Source organism: Streptomyces sp. WAC 01529 (assembly GCF_003945545.1).
Classification (GTDB): domain Bacteria; phylum Actinomycetota; class Actinomycetes; order Streptomycetales; family Streptomycetaceae; genus Streptomyces; species Streptomyces anatolicus.
Map to the genome: position 1 here is coordinate 6,939,180 of NZ_CP029617.1, position 19,723 is coordinate 6,958,902.

The following is a 19,723-nucleotide window of genomic DNA, read 5'->3' on the forward strand; positions in this document are numbered from 1 at the left end:
TGCCCAACCATTGACCAGGGGGAAGTCATGCCCAATCGGATCTGGCGGCTCACCGCCACCCTCGCCTTATGCGCCTCCGCCGCGACGGCGACCGCCTGCGGCAGCGGCCCGGGCACCACGGCCCGCGCCGACGGAACGCTCTCCTTCACCGTGGCGGTCGTCGAGCCGGACCTCACGACCGTGCCGGTCCTGGCGGCCGTCGACGCCGTACGCCGCCAGGGCCACGACGTGGACGTCGTGGAACTCGCCGCTCCCGAACTGGCCATCGAGGGCCTCGCCCAAGGTGAGTACGCGATCTCGGCCGAGGCCACGGGCCCGGCGCTGAGCGCCATCGAACAGGGCGCGCCCATCAAGATCATCGCCGATGTCGTCGGCAACCAGTGGGCGCTCTACGGCAGGCCGGGCGTCGCCTCCTGCGACGACCTCGACGAGCGCCCGTTCGGGATCTTCAGCTCGGGCGCGGTCGCCACCGCCATGGCCAAGGACTGGGTGCGGTCGCACTGCACCGCCGACAACCGCCCCCGCTACCTCACGCTCGGCGGCTCGGACGTCCGCGCGCAGGCCCTCGCGGCGGGGGAGATCGACGCGACACCGCTGGAGCTGTCCGACGCCGTCGCCCTTGAGGCGTCGGAGGAACCGGCCGCCTCCCGGCTCACCAAGATCGCCGACTTCGCCAGGACCCTGCCGGACCTGCACCCGCAGACCGTCTACGCGAACGCCGGGTTCCTCGGCGAACACCGGGACGTGGCCCAGGCGTTCGTGACCGCGCTCGTGCGCGAGCACGCCCGGATCAACGCCCGGCCCCGGCACCTGGCCCGCCTGGCGCGCACCTACCTTCCGGGCGAGGACGAGGCCGATGTCGTCCGCGCCGCCGAGCGGTACCGGAAGGCGGGACTCTTCGACGCGGCGGCCCTGACCCCGCGCAACATGCAGGGCACCATCGACTTCTTCGCCCGCGCGGGCGTCATCGGACGGGGCGTCACCGCGCGGGACGCGGCCGACCTCAGCTTCATCGAGGCGGTGTCATGACCCTCACGGCCACGCCCCGCAGGACGCGCCGCGGGCCCGGCACGCGGGCGGGCCCCCGCCCCGCGCACCGCCCCGGACCGCTGCGGCGCTTCCTCGGCATGAACCTGCCCTACCAGCTCCTGACGTTCGCGGTCTTCGCCGGAGGCTGGGAGCTGTACGCCCGCGCACGCGGCGGCCTCCTGCTGCCCGGCTTCACCGAGACGGTCCGGGCCACGGTCGCCCTCCTCGGCGAGGCGGAACTGTGGCGCGCGCTGTACGTCAGCAACCAGGCGCTGCTGCTCGGGTTCGCCCTCGCCGTCGTCGTCGGCATCCCGGCCGGCACCGCGCTCGGCCGCTTCCGGCAGTTCGAGCGGTACGCGGACGTCTACCTGAACATCCTGCTCGTCACGCCCATGGCCGCGCTCATCCCCCTGCTCGTGATGTCGATGGGCGTCGGACCGGCGTCCCGCGTCGTGCTCGTCGCGCTCTTCTCGGTCGTGATGGTGATCGTGAACAGCCGCGCGGGCGTGCGGCAGGTGGACCCGGCGCTGATCGAGATGGCCCGCTCGTTCGGCGCCGACGAACGGCGGATCTGGACACGGATCCTGCTGCCCGCAGCACTGCCCGCCGTCATGACCGGCATCCGCCTCGGCCTCGGCCGCGCGGTCACCGGCATGGTCCTCGTCGAACTGCTCATGGTCTCCGACGGGCTCGGCGGCCTGATCCTCACCTACCGGGGTCTGCTCAAGGCCCCGCCGCTCTACGGCGTCATCGCGATCATCCTGGCCGAGGCGCTGCTCCTGGTCTCCGCCGCGCACTGGGCCGAGCGCAGGCTGACGCGCTGGGCCCGCCCGAACGAACCCCGCTCCCTGAGCGCATCAGGCCCCCGGACGGCGAGGAGCTTTTGATGATCACCGTGCACGGACTGTGCAAGTCCTTCACCGCGCGGGACGGCGAGACCGTCGAGGCGCTGCGGGACGTCGACCTGGAGGTGGCCGAGAACGAGTTCCTGACCGTCCTCGGCCCCAGCGGCTGCGGCAAGACGACCCTGCTCAGGGCCCTCGCGGGGCTCGTGCCCTGGGACGACGGCGACATCCTCGTCGACGGGGAGCCCGTGCGCGGCCCCGGGCCCGAACGCAGCATGGTCTTCCAGAACTTCGCGCTCCTGCCCTGGGCGACCGTCCTGGAGAACGTCGCCTTCGGCTTGCGCCTGCGCGGCGTCGCCCGCGCCGAGCGTGCCGAACGCGCGCGCTCACTCCTCGCCACGGTCGGGCTCGCGGGGTGCGAGGCCAAGCTGCCCGGCGAGCTGTCCGGCGGCATGCAGCAACGCGTCGGCATCGCCCGCGCCCTGGCCGTCCGCCCTCGGGTGCTGCTCATGGACGAGCCGTTCGGCGCCGTGGACGAACAGACACGCCGGCTGCTCCAGGAAGAACTCCTCGCGCTCTGGGAGGAACACCGCCTGACCGTCGTATTCATCACCCACAGCATGGAAGAGGCCGTGCTCCTCGGCGACCGCGTCGCCCTGATGAGCGCCCGCCCCGGCCGGATCGCCGAGATCGTGCCGGTGGGCCTGGAGCGGCCCCGCTCCCGTGACATCAGCGGGCTCGCGCGCTCGGGGGAGTACGCCGAGATCACCACGTACTTGTGGGAACGGCTGCGCGAAATGCACGCGGAGCACCGGCGGGACGGGGTGGCCTCGTGACGACGTCGGGGCGGGGTCCTCTCATGGCGACGCTGGTGAGCCTCGCGGGCGGCGCCGCGCTCTGGGAGCTTGCCGGGCGCACGGCGGACACGTCGTCGCTGCCGCCGCTGAGCCAAGTGCTCGGCCGGCTCGCGGAGATGACCCGCGAGGGCACGCTCGTCGGCAGCGTGGGCGACAGCCTCGTCAATCTGGCGCTGGGGCTCGCGATCTCCCTCGTCGCCGGGCTCGCCGTGGGCACGGCGATGGGCCGCGGGCGCCGGACCGAGGCGGCGCTCGGCGTGTACGTGCACGCCTTGCTGACCGCCCCTTCGCTGGTCTTCGCGCCGGTCTTCTTCTCACTGCTCGGGGCGGGCCGCGCCTCGATCGTGGCGGTGGTGGTCATGTACGCGGTGTTCGTCGTCATCGTCAACACGGCCTCGGCCGTGCGGACCGTGCCCCCGCACCTGGTCGAGATGGCGCGCTCGTACGGCGCGAGCGAACGGCAGGTGCTGGTGCGCGTCGTGCTGCCCGCCGCGGCCCCCCTCATCATGGCCGGGGTCCGGCTCGGCGTCGGCCGCGCCGTCACCGGCATGGTCAACGGCGAGATGTTCATCGCCGTGGTGGGCCTCGGCCGCCTCGTCACCGAGGCGGGCGGACGCTTCGACAGCGCGGGGGTCCTCGCCGTGCTCCTGATCGTGATCGCCGTCGCGCTGGGGGCCCTCGCGCTCGTACAGGCCGTCGACCGCGTGGTCACCCGCTGGACTCCGACGACATGGAAGGACGCGCGATGAGTGAATCAACGGGGTGGGCGATGAGTGAACCAAAGGGGCGGGCGAGGAACGGCTCGAAGGCGAGCGGCGTGAAACTCGACGCCTACAGCCACATCCTGCCCGCCCGCTACTTCCACCGGATGCGGCAGCTCGCCGTCGACACCGGGGCCCTCCGCCGCTGGCTGGAACTGGACGCCCTGCACGACCTCGATGCGCGCCTGCGCATGATGGACGAGTTCGGCGACGGCTACCAGCAGGTGCTCACGCTCTCCTCGCCGCCGATCGAACTGCTCGCCGCCCCGCCGGACTCCCCGGCGCTCGCGCGGCTCGCCAACGAATCGCTGCACGCGCTGTGCGAGCGCCACCCCGACCGGTTCCCGGCCTTCGTCGCCTCCCTGCCCATGAACAACCCCGACGCGGCGCTCGCCGAACTCGCCTTCGCCCTCGACGACCTCGGCGCCCGCGGCGTACAGCTCTTCACCAACGTCAACGGCCGGCCGCTGGACGATCCTGCCTTCCACGGCGTCTTCGCCGAGATGGCCCGGCGGGACCTGCCCATCTGGCTGCACCCCGCCCGGGGCGCGGGCTTCGCCGACTACGCCACCGAGGACACCTCCCGGTACGAGATCTGGTGGGCGCTCGGCTGGCCGTACGAGACGAGCGCGGCCATGGCCCGGCTCGTCTTCTCCGGCCTGTTCGAACGGCACCCCCACATCAAGATCATCACGCACCATCTGGGGGCGATGATCCCCTCCCTCGAAGGGCGGATCCGGCTCGGCTGGAGCGAACAACTGGGCAGCCGCACCGCCGGAGACGACCTCACACGGCTGCGGAGCACGGCGCTGCCGCGCCCGCCACTGGAGTATTTCCGCCGCTTCTACGCCGACACGGCACTTTCGGGCTCCGCCATCGGCATCCGGTGTGGCCTGGACTTCTTCGGCACCGACCACGTCCTGTTCGGCACGGACTGCCCCTTCGATCCGGACGGCGGGCCCGGATTCATCCGCGAGACGATCCGCGTCCTGGACACACTGGACCTCACGGACACCGCTCGCGAGCAGATCTACCACGGCAACCTGCTGCGCCTGATGCGGGCGGAGACGAAGGGATGAGCATGGTCACCTGGAGACGTGTCACCGCGGCAGCCGTCACGCTGACCGCGGCGCTGCCCCTCCTCGGCGCGGCACCGCCGCCCGCCGCCGCACAGCCGCGTCCCCCCGCCCCGCGCACGGAGATCGCCCGTACGGAGATCCCACGCACGGAGATCGTCAGTACGGCGGCCGACGGCACGCGGGGCGACAGCCGCTCCCTCTCCCCCCGGATCAGCCACAACGGCCGGTACGTCGCCTTCGACTCCGAGGCGTCCAACCTGATACCGGACGACACCAACGGCCGCGGTGACGTGTTCCTCCGCGACCGCCGCACCGGCTCCCTCACCCGCGCCGGAGTCGCCGACGACGGCGGCCAGAGCCAAGAGGGCTCCTGGTACGGGGCGTTGAGCGGGGACGGCCGCGTCGTCGGCTTCTCCTCCGGGGACCCCGCCATGGCGCCCGGCGAACGGCCCGCCGACGGCGACTACGCGTACGTACGCGACCTGCGCGAGGGCCGCACCGAATTCGTCGGCATCGCCCCCGACGGCGTGCCCTTCCGGCGCTCCAGCCTCGCCGCGCTCAGTGGGGACGGCCGATACGCCGCCTTCTTCGGGTACGTCGAGCTGCCCGGGCCCCCCTTCTCCAAGGCCACGCTCTACCTGCGCGACCGCGAGCGCGGCACCACGGAGCAGATCAGCGAGACCCTCGCCCCGGGGCCCCTCCTGAGCGACGTGACGCTCAGCGCGGACGGGAGCCGGGTGGCCTTCCGCGTGTACGACGACAGCAGGGTGAACATGGCGAGCGCGGTGTACGTCCGTGACCGCCGCACGGGCCGGCTCGACGTCGTCGACCACACGCCGGGCGACCCGGCGCCGGTCAGCCGCTGGTACGGGCAGCCGTCCCTCAGCGCGGACGGGCGCTTCATCGCGTACGTCACCAACCGGGACGGCAAGCCCGCCAACCACCCCTACGCCCTGTGGGAGGTCTTCGTCCACGACCTGCGCACCGGCCGCACGGTGCTCGCGAGCACCGCGCCCGACGGAGGCCCGCTCGACAAGGCCGCGAGGTCGCCGCGGATCAGCCCCGACGGCCGGTACGTCGCGTACACCACAGGGGCCTGCGCCACCGCCGAGCCGGAGTGCGGCTCGGCGGCCTACCTGCGCGATCTGCGGGAGCAGGGCCTCGCGGCGACCCGCCGGGTCAGTGTCGCCGCGGACGGCGGCTTCCCCGACCACGGGGCGGAGGCCCCGGTCCCGGCGCGGGGCGGCTGCCGGGTGGCGTTCCAGTCGGACTCCACGAATCTGGTGCCCCACCACCCGGACCGCACCACGGACATCTACCTGCGCCGCCTGTGCTGAGTCCCTAGGAGTACAGGGTGGCGAACAGCCCTCGCTCGGGGGAGCCGTCCGGGGTCTGCCAGACCCCGGCGACGTGGCCGATCGCCTCGGGCGGCGCGACGGGCGCGTCGTTCTGGGCGGGGCGCAGGACGCGCTGGAGACGGAAGGTCATGCCCTGCGGCGCGGGCAGCTCCGTGCTCTCCTGGCCGTCGGCGGCGGCAGTGGTGAGGTCCGGGGTGAGGTCCGGGGTGAGCGGGGAGGCGTCACCGGTGTAGGAGCGGGTGACGTCGCGGTCGAGGGCGTCACTGACGCTCTGGGCCTGGGCCTGGACCCGGCCTTCGACCAGCGCGAGCAACTGGGCGGCGAGCACGGGGTCGTGGCAGCCGTCGTAGGCCCAGCGCGGGCCCAGCACCCCGTGCTCCATGGTGCCGACGAGCGCGTGCTCCGCCCCGTCGAGCGGGGCGCCGCGATAGGTGAGCGGCACCAGGTAGGTGGTCGGTCGGGCGCCGGAGGTATCGGTGACCACGATGAACTCGATGCCGACCTCCCCCTCCGGATCGTCCAGCCGGAAACCGCCGGCCTTGACCAACTCCGGCTCACCGGACCCGGAATACCACGACCGCGAAGGCAGCCAGGAGGTGAGCAGCTCCAGCTTGGTCGGCTTGAGTTCGGTCTGGTGGATGACGGCCATGCCGTTGGTTTCCTTCCGTTGACCGGGCGCGCCCGCGCACCCGGGATGGCGAGGGGCGGGGGACGCTGGACGCTATGGCTTGCGGGCCACCGCGCCGTACGCGTCCACCGTCGTCGCCTCCTGGGTCTCCGGGCGCCAGCGCGTCACCTGCGCCACGCCCGGCTCCAGCAGTTCGAGGCCGTCGAAGAAGGCGCCGATCTCCTCGACGTCGCGTACGTAGTAGGGGATCGCGCCGCTCTTGTTGTACTCGTTCGACGCCGCGATCATGCCCTCGCTCGTGGCCGTCGAGTCGCTGATCACCAGGTAACTCCCGGACGGCAGACCGGCCATGAGCCGGGCCACCAGGTCGCGGGCCTGCTCGTGGTCGGCGACGTGGCCGAGGGTGTTGAGGATGATCAGGGCCACCGGCCGCGAGAGGTCCAGCGTCTTCGCGGCCTCCCGCAGGATCGCCTCGGGGTCGTAGAGGTCCGCGTCGATGTACGCCGTCTCGCCCTCGGGCGTGCTGGTCAGCAGGGCGCGGGCGTGGGCGAGGACGAGGGGGTCGTTGTCGACGTAGACGATGCGCGCGTCCGGCGCCGCGCGCTGGGCGACCTCGTGGGTGTTGTCCGCCGTCGGCAGCCCCGTGCCGATGTCGAGGAACTGCCGCACCCCCTGCTCCGTCGCCAGGTGGCGCACCGCGCGGCCGAGGAACTGGCGGCTGGTGCGGGCCACGTCGACGAGACCGGGGAAGATCTCCTTGATGTGGTCGCCGAGTTCGCGGTCCTTCTCGTAGTTGTCCTTGCCGCCGACGAAGTAGTTCCAAAAGCGTGCGGAGTGCGGCTTGCTGGTGTCGATGCGCGCGCGCACGTCGGCGGCGGAGCCGAGCTGGGGGTCGTTCTCTGACACGAGAGCCTCCTGGGACCTACATCAGGTAGTTCGACGATCAAGCCCCAATCTAGACGGCCCCCAACCGGCGCCGGTCACCAGACCTCTTCGACCCACTCCGGGTGGTCGATGAAGGGGTTCCTGTTGTGCTGGTACTTGTCGAAAATGACCTGGTTGCGGTTCTTCTCGAAGGCGTCTGGCGGGTCCTCGTCGTTCCACTGCTTCAGGACCGAGAGGCGGCCGATGGCGGGCGCGCTTCCGTTGTCCACCTTGTCGTTGGGCTCCAGGTCGGGGAAGCCGGACTCGCCGTCGTAGCGCACGGCCATGTAGAGGATCATGCGGGCCACATCGCCCTTGACCGCGTCGCGGGGCTCGAAGGAGTCGCCGTCCGTGAGGTTGCCCGGCGCCCCGGCGACCGCGCCGCCGCCGTTGTCGAAGTCCTTGTTGCCGCGGATGCTGTTGACCGTGACGTCCTCGGGGCGCAGATGGTGGATGTCCGTGCCGGGGCCGGTCGCCGTGCCGAAGTCGCCGTGGGACTTGGCCCAGACGTGCTCGCGGTTCCAGTCGCCCTGGTCGCCGCCGCTCGCGCTCTTGGCCCGCGAGGTGCCGGTGTAGAGCAGGATCACGTTCGCGCTGTTGGCCGGGTCCTGGTCGGTGGTCTTCAGCGCGTCCCAGACCTGGTCGTACGAGAGCTTGGTCTGGTCGCTGACGATCGTGTGCAGCGCGGACTTCAGCGCGGGGCCGGTCTTGCCGAGCGCGTCCCGGTAGTACGTGTCGTCATAGGCGCCAACGGCCGGGGGAGCCGGGGCCGTTGTGGGGGAGGCGGTGGCCGTGGCCGTGGCCGGCACGGTGATGCCGGCGAGCACGGCGGCGGTCAGGGCGAGGGGTTTCCAGCGGCGTACGCGGGGGGCGGGCATGTGGGGGGTGTCCTTTCCCGGATGGTTTCAAGGGGCCTCAAAGGGCCTCAAAGGGCTTCAAGGGGTGCCTCAAGAGGCGTGCGGTCTACGCGAGTTGACTGATCAACCATCGGGAGGGTGGCATGGATGGGCGTACGGCTGTGTGAACGTCGTGGGTCGGTCGGGTAACGATGTCATGTACGCGTCCGGAGGGCGTCACGGTGTGTCGCGGTACGTCGGGGTGCGGCCTGGTGCGGCCCGGTGCGTCGGGGTGCGGCCTGGTGCGTCGCGGTGCGGCCTATTGCGTCCGGTGATTTACGCGAATGCCCAGGTCAGAGGCGTGACTCCAGCGAGCCGAGGGGGGTGCGGAGTGCTAGCGTGGGGATGAGGAAGCGATGTCATGCGTTGCCAGTCCTGCGGGTTCGAGAATCGCGTCGGCTCTGCCTACTGCGAACAGTGCCGCACCGCGCTGACCCGCCCTTGCGCCTCGTGCGGCGACCCCGTGTCGGCCTCGGCGCAGTACTGCCCGGCATGCGGGGCGTCGACATCGGGCGGAGTCCGGCCGCCCCCGGCCCCGCCCCCGCACTCGCCCCCGCCCCGTCCCTCTTATGCGCCACCCGCCCACCGCGCCCCACCCGCGCACGGAGCCCCACCCGCTCACCACGCCCCGCCCGTTCACCGCCCCCGCCCCCCTGAGGCGACCTCACGCGAAGCCCCCGCCGGGCACGGGCGCGACCACCAGTACACCGGAGTCGTACGAGACTTCCAGGCGCGCCGCGAACAGTGGGGAAACGGCGGCGAGGAGGAGATCTGGCACTTCCGCGTCGAACGCCACGACACCAGCGGCAACGCCCTCAAGCTCATCCCCGTGGAGATGCGAGGCTTCTCCTTCTCCGGCTCCGTGAGCAACGGCGACGAAGTACGGCTGCACGGCCGCTGGCGCGACGGCACCCTGCGCGCCGACGAGCTGACCAACCTCACCACGCACGCGCGCGTACGGGCCAAGGCGTACCGCGGCCTTCGCGTCCTGGCCATCGTGCTGGCCGTCATCGTCGGCCTGTTCGTCATCGGGATGTTCGTGAGCGTCGGGATCTCGGCGTGTACGGGCACCGGGGGCCCGCCTCCGGGATGGCCCGGGGAGCCCTGACATGAGCGACCCGGTGACCACGGCAGCCGTCGACTACCTGCAACGCACCCGGCTCCATCCCCTCTGGCAGACGGGCGCGGAGGCCGTGGTCCCCATGGCGGCGCGCCGCGCGGTGCGCGTGACCGGCGTGGGGCAGCCGGTGTCCACTCAGACCCAGGCCCAGATCCCGCCGCCCGGCGGCAGATCCTCCGACGACCCGGGGTTCGAACCCGCCACGCTGCCCCTGCTCGTGGGGCTCGCCGGGGCGGGCGCGCCCCTGGCGTTCCTCCTCGACGGCAGCGGGCAGGGCACCTCGATCCGCCTCGGCACCTGGGCCCAGGAGGGCATGGACGAGGCGGGCCTGGACGCGCGCCAGCGCATGCTGCTCGGCATCCTCGACGGCTGCTACCCGGCGGTGGGCATCACGGCGGCCGGCGTGGGCGTGCCCCGGCTCGACTTCGGCGCGCTCGCACTCGGCGTCCCCGGCCCCGCCGCCGTCGACGCCCGCGACGGCGCCCTCCCGGTCGACCGCCTGATCCGCTCCATGAGCGGGACGCGCTGGGCCGCGCTCGTGCTGGCCACCCCGGTCGGCCCGGACGCGCTCGGCGCCGACCGCAACCGCGTGCTGAACGAGATGCGCGTGGTCTCCTCCGCCGTCGAGGCCAGAGGCGTGAGCAGCCCGCTCGCCGCGCACTACGTCGACCTGCTCCAGGCGCGCCTGGAAGCGCTCGCCGACGCACACGCGCGCGGCGGCTGGCGTACGGCCGTCTACCTCTTCGGCGAGCGCCCCGAGGACGTGACCGCCCTGGCCAGCGCCTGGCGCGCGGTGTTCTCCGGCGCGAAATCGATCCCTGAGCCCGTGCGCACGCTCCCGCACCCGGCCGTGGCCGGGCTCGGCGGCGGCTGGGCGCTGCCCGCCGACCCCGAGCAGCCGGGGCCGAACCTGTACCAGCACCCCTATGCCGCCCAGACCGTGCTGAGTTCGGCGCAGCTCGCGGCGTACGTGCACCTGCCCCAATTGGAGACGCTGGGCTTCTCCGTCAGCCCGCTCGCCCGCTTCGACGTCGTCGCGCCACCGGTGAGCGGCGACGAACACCACCTGGTCGTCGGCGACGTGCTCCACCATCACCGGGCGAGGGGCACCACGTACCGCGTGCCGCTGCGTTCGCTCAGCCGGCACGTGTTCATTCCGGGCACGACCGGTTCGGGCAAGACCAACACGATCATGGGGCTGCTGATCGAGGCGGCCGGGAAGGGCGTGCCGTTCCTCGTGATCGAACCGGCCAAGACCGAGTACCGGGCCCTGATCGAACACCCCACCCTCGGACGGAACCTCCAGGTGTTCACCGTCGGGAAGGCCACCGTCGCGCCCTTCGTCCTCAACCCCTTCGAGGCGCCGGAGGGCACGACCGTCAGCGAACACCTCGACCTGCTCCGCGCCGTCTTCACGGCCGCGTTCGGCATGTGGACCCCCCTGCCGCAGATCCTGGACCGCTGTCTGCACGAGGTCTACGCCGACCGTGGCTGGGACCTGCGGACCAACCTCAACTCCCGGCTCGGCGGCGCGACCGGCCCGGGAAGCGGGGCGACCGGCGGCCCGGGGAGCGGGACCGCGGACGCCTTCCCCACCCTCTCCGACCTGATCGCGAAGGTCGCCGAGGTCATCCCCACCCTCGGATACGAGGACCGGATCGCCGGAGACATGCGGGCCGCCCTGCTCACCCGCCTGGAGTCCCTGCGCCGCGGCGCCAAGGGAGCGATGCTCGACGTGTCGCGCTCGCTGCCGCCCGCCCAGCTCTTCGGCACACCCACGGTCGTGGAGCTGGACGCCCTCGGGGACGAAGGGGACAAGGCGTTCTTCACGGGCCTGCTGCTGATCCGCCTGGTCGAGCACCGCCGCGCGCAGGGGCAGTCGCGCGACCTCGTGCACCTCCTCGTGGTGGAGGAGGCGCACCGGCTCCTGGAGAACGTGCGGGCCACGTCCTCGGAGGAGGCCGCCAACCCCAAGGGCCAGGCCGTGGAGACCTTCTCCAACCTGCTCTCCGAGATCCGCGCCTACGGGCAAGGCGTGGTCATCGCCGACCAGGTGCCGGTACGCCTCGCACCCGACGTGATCAAGAACAGCAATCTCAAGATCACCCACCGCGTCATCGCCGGGGACGACCGCGAAGCGCTCGCCGCGGCGATGGCCATGGACGAAGCGCAGGCCAGAGCGCTCATCACGCTGGGCGTGGGCGAAGCCGTCGTCTTCAGCGGGGGAGACGACGCGCCCCTGCTGGTGCGCGTGCCGCCCGTGAAGGACCCCCTTTCGCCCCGTCCGCCCACCGACGTCCAGGTGCAGGAGCACATGCGGCGCTGGCGGGAGGCGGGAGCCTTCACCGAACTCTTCCTGCCGCAGCCGTTCTGCGCCGAGACCTGTGCGACCCCCGAGGCCTGCGCGGCCGCCAGGGAACTCACCGGCGACGTGTACGTCCAGCGCGTCCTCTCCCGCGTCCTTACGTCCACCATCGACGAGTCGGGGGCGCTGGACCGGCTCTGGGATGACCTCGGCACCGCGCTGCGCGCCCGCCGACCCACCTCCGTCGCCACGACCGACCTGCTGCGCGCCTTCGCAGGCCACGGCGCGGAGTGGCTGACCACCCGGCGCGGCAGCCAGCGCGGCTGGTCCTACGCCGACACCGGCGAGCTGTGCGACCGGCTGCGGGCGGTACTTCTGAGCAAGGCCGACCAGGCCGGCCAGGCCGACGCGACCGGCAGGGGCGACTTCGGAGGCGGCGGCGGTACGGCGGCGCTCGTCGGCGCACTACAGGAGACGGCACGGCGCCTGCACGCCCGCCAGTTCGAGCCCTATCCGGTCTGCCACCTGGTCTGCTCCCAGGATCCGCCGCTGTGTCTGTACCGAGCGGCGGTGGCGGACCTGGTGGCGTCCCGCCGCTACCAGTCGCCGTGGCGGGACGCGGACCGCGACGACGCGGCCTCCGAGGACAAGCGGCGCCGTCAGACGTGGGAGATCTGCCAGGACGCGGCCTACGAACTCATCGAGTTCCCCACCGACGACATGCCGGAGGAGGCGAGGACCGCGCTCGACACCGCCGCACGGCGTACCTGTCTCTGCTTCGAACAGCAGATGCTCGCGGACGACCAGCGCAAGCCGCCCCGCACCGCCCGCCGCATCCTGGCCCACGTCCTCGGCGAGGCGGGATTTGGAGGGGCGGGGACAGGAGGAGCAGGGGCCGGCGAGGCAGGAACGGGAGAGGCAGGCCGGTGATGGGATCGCTCCTCGACAAGGTGCGCGCCGACAACGACCGGGCGGCGGAGGCGTCCCGCGCCAAAGGGCAGGCCGAATACGACAAGTTCAGCAGGGAGTCGGCGGAGCTGGGCGCGCAGGTCATGGAGCGGACAGGCCTGCCGGGATCCGACATCGCCGCCGCCATGCTGCGCTCTGCGGCGGGCAACCACGACGCCTGGACCAAAATGGGCGGTCAGCCCGGGAAACTGCCCGGCGGGCTGGGCGGCGCGGACGGCCTCGGCGTCGGCACGCCCAAGGCGGACGCCTCCATCGAGAAGATGCTGCCCGGCACCGGAACGCTGCTGAGCGGCTCGGCCGCCACCAAGTTCGGCGAGGGCGTCGACCTCGACCTGAAACTCGGCCTCGCCCTCGACGGCGGCCGTGGCGGGGGCTCGCAGAACCCGATGCCGAGCGGTGCGACCGAGCTGTCGTCCCGCCCGCTGACGGAGGCCTCCACCGAAAAGAGGGGCCGCGTCCAAGATTTCATCGACAGCACTCTTCGTCACTGACAGACCGGATGACGCCATGTCCGAGCGCTACAACGAACAGAGCGGACAGACCGAACAGACCGAGAAGGCCAGAGCCTCCACCGAGCAGGGCCGCGAAGGACCGGATTCCTCGGTGCGGCAGGACCGGCCGGACCTGAACGGCAAAGGCGGCGACTCCCGCCCCGAAAACGCTGCGTCCTACCGCACCATGGAGCTGCGTCCGGAGGACCGGCTGAGCGAAATGCCGCCCCGCACCCTGGAGTTGCGCCCCGAGGACATGACCCGGGATGCCATGCGACTCACGAATTACGCGGAGAACACCCAGAACGCGCAGAGCATGCAGGGCACGCAGAGCACGCAGAGCACGGAGAACACGGCGTCCGGCGGCATGAGCGGCCCGAACGCCACCTCCTCTCCCGGCCGCTCGGAAGCGCCGCCCGTCCAGACCGACGACCCGAGGGTGAAGCCTCCCGAGCAGAAACCTCCCGAGCAGAAGCCCCCGGAGCAGAAGCCCCCAGAGCAGAAACCGCCGGAAAAGAAGGGGCCGGACGGCCGGACCGACACGGACGTCCGCAAGGAACTGGAGAAGAGGACGGGAAAGAGCTACGGCGAACTCGTCGTGGGGCTGGGCAAGGGCCCGATCGACCCCGCCAAGATCTCGCCCCGCGACGTCGAGCGCGAGCTGGTGAACAACGGCACACTCCGGCCGACCACGATGGACACCAAGGAACCCGTCGTCATCGACAACGTCCTTACCCCGCACCCCTACCAGCCGGACCGCTTCGTCACCGAAGGCCGCGTCGGCCCCGAGAGCAAGATCGACGCGGACAAGGCCGCCGGACAGCAGGCCGTCAGGGACGCCGCCACCAAGGGGATCGCGCAGGCCGTCGCCGGTACCAAACCCGGCGCCGCCTCCGAGGGCCTGGTCAAACCCGCGCCCGAGCAACGGCGGTACGAGCCCCGCCCGCCGACCACCTACGAACCCCGCCAGGGAGCCCACCACCCCGAACCCCCCAAGTGGGGCGGCCTCGGCCCCCAGGGCCCCGAGAAGAACAGCCAGCTCACGGCGCCCCGCGTCGTCACGGGGGAGATCAAGACCCAGAACTCCGCCGACGCCGCCAAGGACGTGGCGCTGACGAAATGGGCCGCCCAGCACCCGGACACGGCCTGCGTGGCCGTCGTGACGTACGACGCCCACGGCAACCTCTCCATGGACGTCTATCTGGCCGGAGGCAATCAGGACCTGGTCTGGCACAACGACAACATCGGACACGTCGACCCGTCACAGCTGCCGAAAGAGGCCTACCAGTCGAGCGCGTTCGGCACCAAGATCGAACCGGCCGTGACGAAGTACGTGGGCGAATACCTCGGCCAGCACTTCCAGGCCAAGTCGGGCAACGCCACAGGCCCCGACTTCGTCCCCGGCCGGCCGGTGATGAAGTTCAACCTGATGACGAAGTAGCGCCCGGCCCCCGTCGGCACACGTCGGCACCCGTCGGCGCCTCAGAGCCCGAGCCGGCCCGGTTCGCTCGCGAGGGCCCGGAAGTACTCACGCGGATCCTCCACCATCCGCCGCTCCTTGAGGTCGAGCAGCCCGCCGAGGGAGGAGACCGTCGCGGCGACCGTACCGTCCGCCTTGGTGATGATCTGTTCTATACGGAACGTCTTGCCCTCGCCCCACACGAACGCGCAGCTCACCGTCGTCTCGTCGCCCGCCCGCAACTCGGCGCGGTAGCGGATGGTGTTCTCCAGGGCCACCGGACCGACACCCTTGTCGAGGAGGTCGGCCTGCGTGATCCCGGCCGCCCGCAGCAGCGACCAGCGGGCGTGCTCGGCGTACTGGAGATAGACGGCCTGATTGAGGTGGCCCTGCGAGTCCGTCTCGTACCCACGGACGCCGATGCTGACGGAGAACGGCTCTGTCACGGTGTTCCCTTCACTGGACTTCCCGATGATCCGGTGCTGCTTCCCGATGGTCCCGCTGGTCTGCTTCTGGGTGGTCCGCCGGTGCTGTGCGGCTCACGTCCTTCTCGGCGAGGCCAGCAGATAGCGGGCCCCGCCGCGCGGTCCGGTGTGCTCGCCGGTCTGCCAGCCCGCCCGCTCCAGCGCCTCCGCGCACGCCCGCAGCCCCTCCGGGGACGGCTCCCGCACGGCGACGGCCTCGGGCTGCGGGGTCCCCGTCACCTCGTACCCCTCGCGGCCCGGGCGGGCGGGAGGCAGGCCCGCCGCCTCCAGGGCCAGCGCCGCCGCCTGGACGAGATGCGTGCGCTCCCACGCGCAGGGCCGGTCGCGGGCCCCGTCCGCGTTCGTCATCCGGCGCAGCTCCACCAGGCCCTCCCAGGCGCCCCGGACCTCCCGCGCCCGCGCGGCGCCCTCGCTCCCGGTCACCGAGGTCTCCGTGCCGGTCCGGGCGGTGAAGACACCGGGGTCCGCCGCCGGTTCGGGCGGAGGCGGAGCCTGCGCGGGCTGCCGCGCGGCCTCGTCCCGCAGGCGGTGGCCCGCGGGCGACAGGAAGAACGCGTGCGGGGGCCGGGGATGGCGGAAGGCGAGCCGCGCCCGCACCAGGGCCGTCAGCTGGGCCTGCGTGCCGGACAGGCGGCCCGTCTCCGGATCCGCGGCCTCGATGATGCGCCGCTGGGCGGCCGTGGGTGGCTTCACCGCGCCCGCACCCCCTTCCGCGTCGGTCGGCGTCAACTGCTTCCGATAGTGCCCTGTGCCACTGACATCAGGAGTTCGAGCACCCGCCGGTCGTCGTCCGCGCCCGCCCGCTCACCGGGGGTCCCCGGGTAGGTGTCCAGGAGCACGTCGGTGGCGCCGAGAGCGGCCAGGGTCTCCAGGTCGCCGCGGATCTGGTCGAGGCTGCCGTGGCCGAGCGGGCGGTCGTCGGCGTCCGGCACACCGCCGAGCCGGATCTGGAGGCGCGGCGCGAGATCCGGCACCGGGCGGCCCGCGGCCCCGGCCTCGGCCGCGATGCGGGGGAGCGCCGTGCGCAGCGCCTCCCGTGTCGGCATGAACGGATGCCAGGCCTCGCCGAGACGGGCCGCGCGGCGCTGCGCGGCGGGGGAGTTGCCGCCCACCCAGACCGGCAGCTGGGGGCGGGTGGCGGGCGAGGGGGCGGTGCGGACATCCTCGTACGACACATACGTGCCCTGGAACGACGTCGGGTCCTCGCGCCACGCGGCACGGATCGCCGTGAGGTACTCGTCGGTGATCGCGCCCCGCTCGTGGAAGGGGACGCCCAGCGCCGCGTACTCGGCGGCGGACCAGCCGACGCCCGCGCCGAGGATGAAACCGGCGGCGTTGAGCCGGTCGATGTTGGCGGCGAGCCGCGCGGTCTGCAACGGGTGCCGGTAGGGGATCACCGTGATCGTGGTGCCGAGCCGCAGCCCCGGCACGCGCCCCGCCAGATGCGCGGCGAGCACGAACTGGTCGTAGAACGGCGCCGGATAGACCTCGTGGACGTCGGGCGTCACCGCTATGTGGTCGGAGATCATCGCGAACTCGAAGCCGAGTTCACGGGCGTCGGCCGCCTGCCGCACCAGGGAGTCGGGGGTGGTGCCGGAACCGAAGTTGAGGAGATTCACGCCGTATCGCATACCGGCAGTCTTGGTGATCAAGAGCGCGGGTGTCGAGTCCCGGCGCCCGCTACGGCCGCAGGTTCCAGCTCGCCACCACCGGGCGCCCGTGCTCCGTGCTCAGCCGGCTGATCGTGCCCGTGGCCATGAGGAACATCGAACCGCCCGACGCGGGCAGACCGAGGCGCCGGGCCGTGAGGACGCGCAGGAAGTGGCTGTGGGCGAAGAGGACCACGCTGCCCTCGTTGTTGGCCAGCGCCGCGTCCACCTTGGCCAGCATCCGGTCGGCGCGCTCGCCGACCTGCTCCGGGCTCTCGCCGGGGTGCTCCGGCGGGCCCGCGGCGACACCGTCGGTGAAGAGGTACCAGTCGGGCCGGGTGCGGTGGATCTCGACGGTCGTCACACCCTCGTACGCTCCGTAGTCCCACTCGCGCAGATCCGCATCGACGTACGCGTCCGGGAACCCGGCCAGCTCCGCGGTCTCCCGCGAGCGCCGCAGCGGGCTCGTGAACGCCGCACCGATCCGGAACCGGCCGACGAGCGGGGCCAGCGAGCGGGCCTGCTCCCTGCCGTTGTCCGTGAGGGGGATGTCCGTCCAGCTGGTGTGCTGCCCGGTGAGGGCCCACGACGTCTCGCCGTGCCGGACGAGGAGCAGATCGCCCATGGTCGCGCCATTCCTGTTCTTCCGGTGGTGACCGGATTCTTGCGGTGGTGCCGGATTCTTGCGGTGGTGGCCGAACCGTCCGGTCCGGCCACCACCGAGACTGCCACGCCTCCGCCGTCACCCGCGTGGCGGGGGCGCGGCTACAGCCCCTGCGGCACCCGCGCGGGGCGGCCCGAGCCGCGGGTCAGGGCGTATCCGCCGACGCCCGCGAGCGCCGCGAGGACACCGCCGCCCGCCGTCCACAGCCAGCGCGACGACCACCAGCCGGAGGCCCAGCCGTCCTCGGGCTCGGTCGCCGCGGCCGGCTTCTGCCGGTCCGAGCCCGCGCCCGGCACCAGCGGCTCCCCGAGCGCCCCGTCGACGGCCTGCGCGCCGCCCGCGTCGGTCGTGGTGACCTTCGCGTCGGCCCGCACCGGCAGCCCGAGGTCGTCGGCCTTCAGGTCCGTGACCGTGAGCCGCAGGTAGTAGGTACCGGGCAGCGGATCGTTCGCCCACTGCTCCGACCAGGCCCTGACGGTACGCAGCGTGCAGGAGAGCGAGACCGAACCGGCGTCCCGCGCGGCCTGCCGCTTCGGCGTGCCGAGGCGGCAGGCCTGGCGGCGCCGCAGACCGTCGTACACGTCGACCTGCCAGGTGGAAGCGGCGTGTCGCGCCGCCGCGTCCGGCAGCTTCACCGTGGCGTGCACGGTGGCCCGCTGCCCGGCGTCCACGGGGAACGCCCAGTACAGGTAGTCGCCCGTGGACGCCTCCGCGGTGGCCTCCTGGTCGGGGCGGATCGCGGTGGCGGTGCGGAAGGAGGTGCCCGCCTCGGTCGGGGCCGCGTCGTCCTTGGGGTCCTCGCCGTCATCGGCGGCGGCTGCCCCGGGGAAGGCCAGCAGGGCGGTGGCGGCCAGCGCGGCCACCTGGCCCAGCACACGTGTCGTACGCATCAGTTGGTCCTCCAGACCGCGAAACGCCAGCGCGAGAGCCAGCCCCAGACGAGACCGGCCAGGAAACCCACGAGGACGAGCAGACCGAGCAGCCACCAGCCGTGGCCGAGCCCGAAGGAGGCCACGTCCGAGGCCTCGTCGGGGGAGTCGACCAGATCGACGGCCAGCTCGACCGGCAGACCCGGCGTCTTCTTCACCGAGGCGGGCGCGGAGAAGGAATTGCTGACGCGCAGACAGACCGTCTCGGTGGCCCCGTACTTGTCGTCCTCGGACATGTCGTCCGCTTCCGGCCTCGGATAGCGCAGCCCCGTCGAGATGACGTCCGTACGGCCGTCGCCCGACTCCTGGCCGCGTACGATCTCACGGCCGTTCGGCGTCTCGGCCCGCAGCAGCACGCCGTAGTCCTGGTGGACGGCACGGTCCGCCGACACGCTCACGGAGGCGCGCAGCTCCTTGCCCTCGGGGACGTCCACGCGGTACCAGCGGTGCTCGCCGAACTCCTCGCGGTCGGTGTAGAGACCGGACTTCAGCCGCGGGGCGTCGGTGCACTCCGCCGCGCCCTTCGCCTCCACCGGGGTGACGACCGGGTCGGCGGCGCGGTCCACCAACTGCTTGACGCGACCGGCCAGTTCGTCGGTGTGGCGGATCGAGGTGTACGTCCCGCCGGTGGCCTCCGCGATGCAGCTCAGCTGGTCGCGGGTCTTGGCGTCCGGCACCAGGCCCAGGGTGTCGATGGTGAGGTGGATGCCCTTGGCGGAGATCTCCCGGGCCACCACGCACGGGTCGAGCGGCTGGCAGGTGTCCTCGCCGTCGGATATCAGCACGATGCGGCGGCTGCGCCCGGCCGTGTCGTCCGTCAGGTCGTCGGCGGCCTTGAGCAGCGTCGGGCCGATCGGGGTCCAGCCGGTCGGCGCGAGGGTCGCCACGGCGGTCTTCGCGTCGGTGCGGCCCGCCTTGTCGAGCCGCTCCACGGGGTAGAGCAGCTCGGTGTCCTTGCAGCCCGTCTTGCGGTCGTCGCCGCGGTAGTTGGCGCCGAGGGTACGGATGCCGAGCGCGACCTCGTCCGGGGTGGCGTCCAGGACCTCGTTGAACGCCTGCTTGGCGGCGGCCATCCGGGACTTGCCGTCGATGTCGCGGGCCCGCATGGAGCCGCTGACATCGAGGACCAGCTCGACCTTGGGGGAGGGCTGCTCCGGTTCGTCGTCGTCATCGGCGGCTGCGGGGCCCGCCGTGACGAGCCCGGCGGTCAGGGCGGCGAGCAGGGCGATGACCCAGGCCGCCGGCCGTTGTCTTGTGATCATCGCCGGATCTTAT

Annotated in this window: 19 protein-coding genes; 10 read left to right on the forward strand and 9 right to left on the reverse strand. The window is 72.4% G+C overall.

From position 1 onward, the window contains the following. Positions 1–27 precede the first annotated feature (27 nt). The 6 genes from DMA15_RS30950 to DMA15_RS30975 are packed head-to-tail and all read left to right on the forward strand — an operon-like array spanning position 28 to position 5,908. The gene (locus DMA15_RS30950; protein WP_125515994.1) at positions 28–1,029 is read left to right on the forward strand and encodes an ABC transporter substrate-binding protein; all 1,002 of its coding nucleotides are present in this window, start codon (positions 28–30) and stop codon (positions 1,027–1,029) included. Next, positions 1,026–1,916 carry an ABC transporter permease gene (locus DMA15_RS30955; RefSeq protein ID WP_125515995.1) on the forward strand — a complete coding sequence of 297 codons (891 nt, stop codon included), beginning with the start codon at positions 1,026–1,028 and terminating at the stop codon, positions 1,914–1,916. The genes DMA15_RS30950 and DMA15_RS30955 overlap by 4 nt, the downstream gene beginning before the upstream one ends. After that, a complete protein-coding gene (locus DMA15_RS30960; RefSeq protein WP_125515996.1) occupies positions 1,916–2,710 on the forward strand; it encodes an ABC transporter ATP-binding protein in 795 nt (264 codons plus the stop codon). The genes DMA15_RS30955 and DMA15_RS30960 overlap by 1 nt, the downstream gene beginning before the upstream one ends. A 23-nt stretch (positions 2,711–2,733) precedes the next feature. Next, on the forward strand, positions 2,734–3,480 hold the full coding sequence (locus DMA15_RS30965; protein WP_125515997.1) for an ABC transporter permease: 747 nt from the start codon (positions 2,734–2,736) through the stop codon (positions 3,478–3,480). A 20-nt stretch (positions 3,481–3,500) separates the two neighbouring features. After that, positions 3,501–4,571 carry an amidohydrolase family protein gene (locus DMA15_RS30970; protein WP_125515998.1) on the forward strand — a complete coding sequence of 357 codons (1,071 nt, stop codon included), beginning with the start codon at positions 3,501–3,503 and terminating at the stop codon, positions 4,569–4,571. A gap of 2 nt (positions 4,572–4,573) precedes the next feature. Then, positions 4,574–5,908, forward strand: a complete 1,335-nt coding sequence (locus DMA15_RS30975) for a PD40 domain-containing protein (protein WP_164551863.1) — start codon at positions 4,574–4,576, stop codon at positions 5,906–5,908. A gap of 4 nt (positions 5,909–5,912) precedes the next feature. Here DMA15_RS30975 and DMA15_RS30980 read toward each other — a convergent pair whose 3' ends face one another. From DMA15_RS30980 to DMA15_RS30990, 3 genes are all read right to left on the reverse strand, one after another. Then, positions 5,913–6,578 carry a 1,4-alpha-glucan branching protein gene (locus DMA15_RS30980; protein ID WP_125516000.1) on the reverse strand — a complete coding sequence of 222 codons (666 nt, stop codon included), beginning with the start codon at positions 6,576–6,578 and terminating at the stop codon, positions 5,913–5,915. A 72-nt stretch (positions 6,579–6,650) separates the two neighbouring features. After that, a complete protein-coding gene (locus tag DMA15_RS30985; protein WP_125516001.1) occupies positions 6,651–7,463 on the reverse strand; it encodes an SAM-dependent methyltransferase in 813 nt (270 codons plus the stop codon). Between the two features lie 74 nt (positions 7,464–7,537). After that, positions 7,538–8,359, reverse strand: a complete 822-nt coding sequence (locus tag DMA15_RS30990) for an endonuclease (protein WP_125516002.1) — start codon at positions 8,357–8,359, stop codon at positions 7,538–7,540. Between the two features lie 379 nt (positions 8,360–8,738). Between DMA15_RS30990 and DMA15_RS30995 the strand changes: the two genes are divergently transcribed. Genes DMA15_RS30995 through DMA15_RS31010 form a run of 4 tightly spaced genes read left to right on the forward strand, consistent with a single transcriptional unit; the run spans position 8,739 to position 14,703 of the window. After that, positions 8,739–9,485 (forward strand): zinc ribbon domain-containing protein, encoded by a 747-nt coding sequence (locus tag DMA15_RS30995; RefSeq protein WP_125516003.1) that lies wholly within the window; start codon positions 8,739–8,741, stop codon positions 9,483–9,485. A 1-nt stretch (position 9,486) separates the two neighbouring features. Continuing rightward, complete coding sequence (locus DMA15_RS38070; RefSeq protein ID WP_125516004.1) at positions 9,487–12,732, forward strand: ATP-binding protein; 3,246 nt, start codon at positions 9,487–9,489, stop codon at positions 12,730–12,732. Next, positions 12,729–13,262, forward strand: a complete 534-nt coding sequence (locus DMA15_RS31005) for a hypothetical protein (RefSeq protein WP_125516005.1) — start codon at positions 12,729–12,731, stop codon at positions 13,260–13,262. The genes DMA15_RS38070 and DMA15_RS31005 overlap by 4 nt, the downstream gene beginning before the upstream one ends. A 16-nt stretch (positions 13,263–13,278) precedes the next feature. Continuing rightward, entirely contained in the window at positions 13,279–14,703 is a 1,425-nt protein-coding gene (locus DMA15_RS31010) for a hypothetical protein (RefSeq protein WP_125516006.1), read from the forward strand. 41 nt (positions 14,704–14,744) lie between these two features. Here the strand turns inward: DMA15_RS31010 and DMA15_RS31015 are convergent, their stop codons facing one another. From DMA15_RS31015 to DMA15_RS31040, 6 genes are all read right to left on the reverse strand, one after another. Beyond that, positions 14,745–15,167, reverse strand: coding sequence for an acyl-CoA thioesterase (locus DMA15_RS31015; RefSeq protein ID WP_125516007.1), 423 nt, complete (start codon positions 15,165–15,167; stop codon positions 14,745–14,747). Between the two features lie 93 nt (positions 15,168–15,260). Continuing rightward, positions 15,261–15,899: a hypothetical protein gene (locus DMA15_RS31020; protein WP_125516008.1), complete on the reverse strand. Its 639-nt coding sequence runs from the start codon at positions 15,897–15,899 to the stop codon at positions 15,261–15,263. A gap of 32 nt (positions 15,900–15,931) precedes the next feature. Further along, positions 15,932–16,837, reverse strand: a complete 906-nt coding sequence (locus DMA15_RS31025) for a TIGR03619 family F420-dependent LLM class oxidoreductase (protein WP_125516009.1) — start codon at positions 16,835–16,837, stop codon at positions 15,932–15,934. A gap of 49 nt (positions 16,838–16,886) precedes the next feature. Next, positions 16,887–17,480, reverse strand: a complete 594-nt coding sequence (locus tag DMA15_RS31030) for a histidine phosphatase family protein (RefSeq protein ID WP_125516010.1) — start codon at positions 17,478–17,480, stop codon at positions 16,887–16,889. Positions 17,481–17,620: 140 nt separating this feature from the next. Next, positions 17,621–18,409, reverse strand: a complete 789-nt coding sequence (locus tag DMA15_RS31035) for a hypothetical protein (protein ID WP_125516011.1) — start codon at positions 18,407–18,409, stop codon at positions 17,621–17,623. Then, entirely contained in the window at positions 18,409–19,710 is a 1,302-nt protein-coding gene (locus DMA15_RS31040) for a VWA domain-containing protein (RefSeq protein WP_125516012.1), read from the reverse strand. The genes DMA15_RS31035 and DMA15_RS31040 overlap by 1 nt, the downstream gene beginning before the upstream one ends. Positions 19,711–19,723 lie beyond the last annotated feature (13 nt).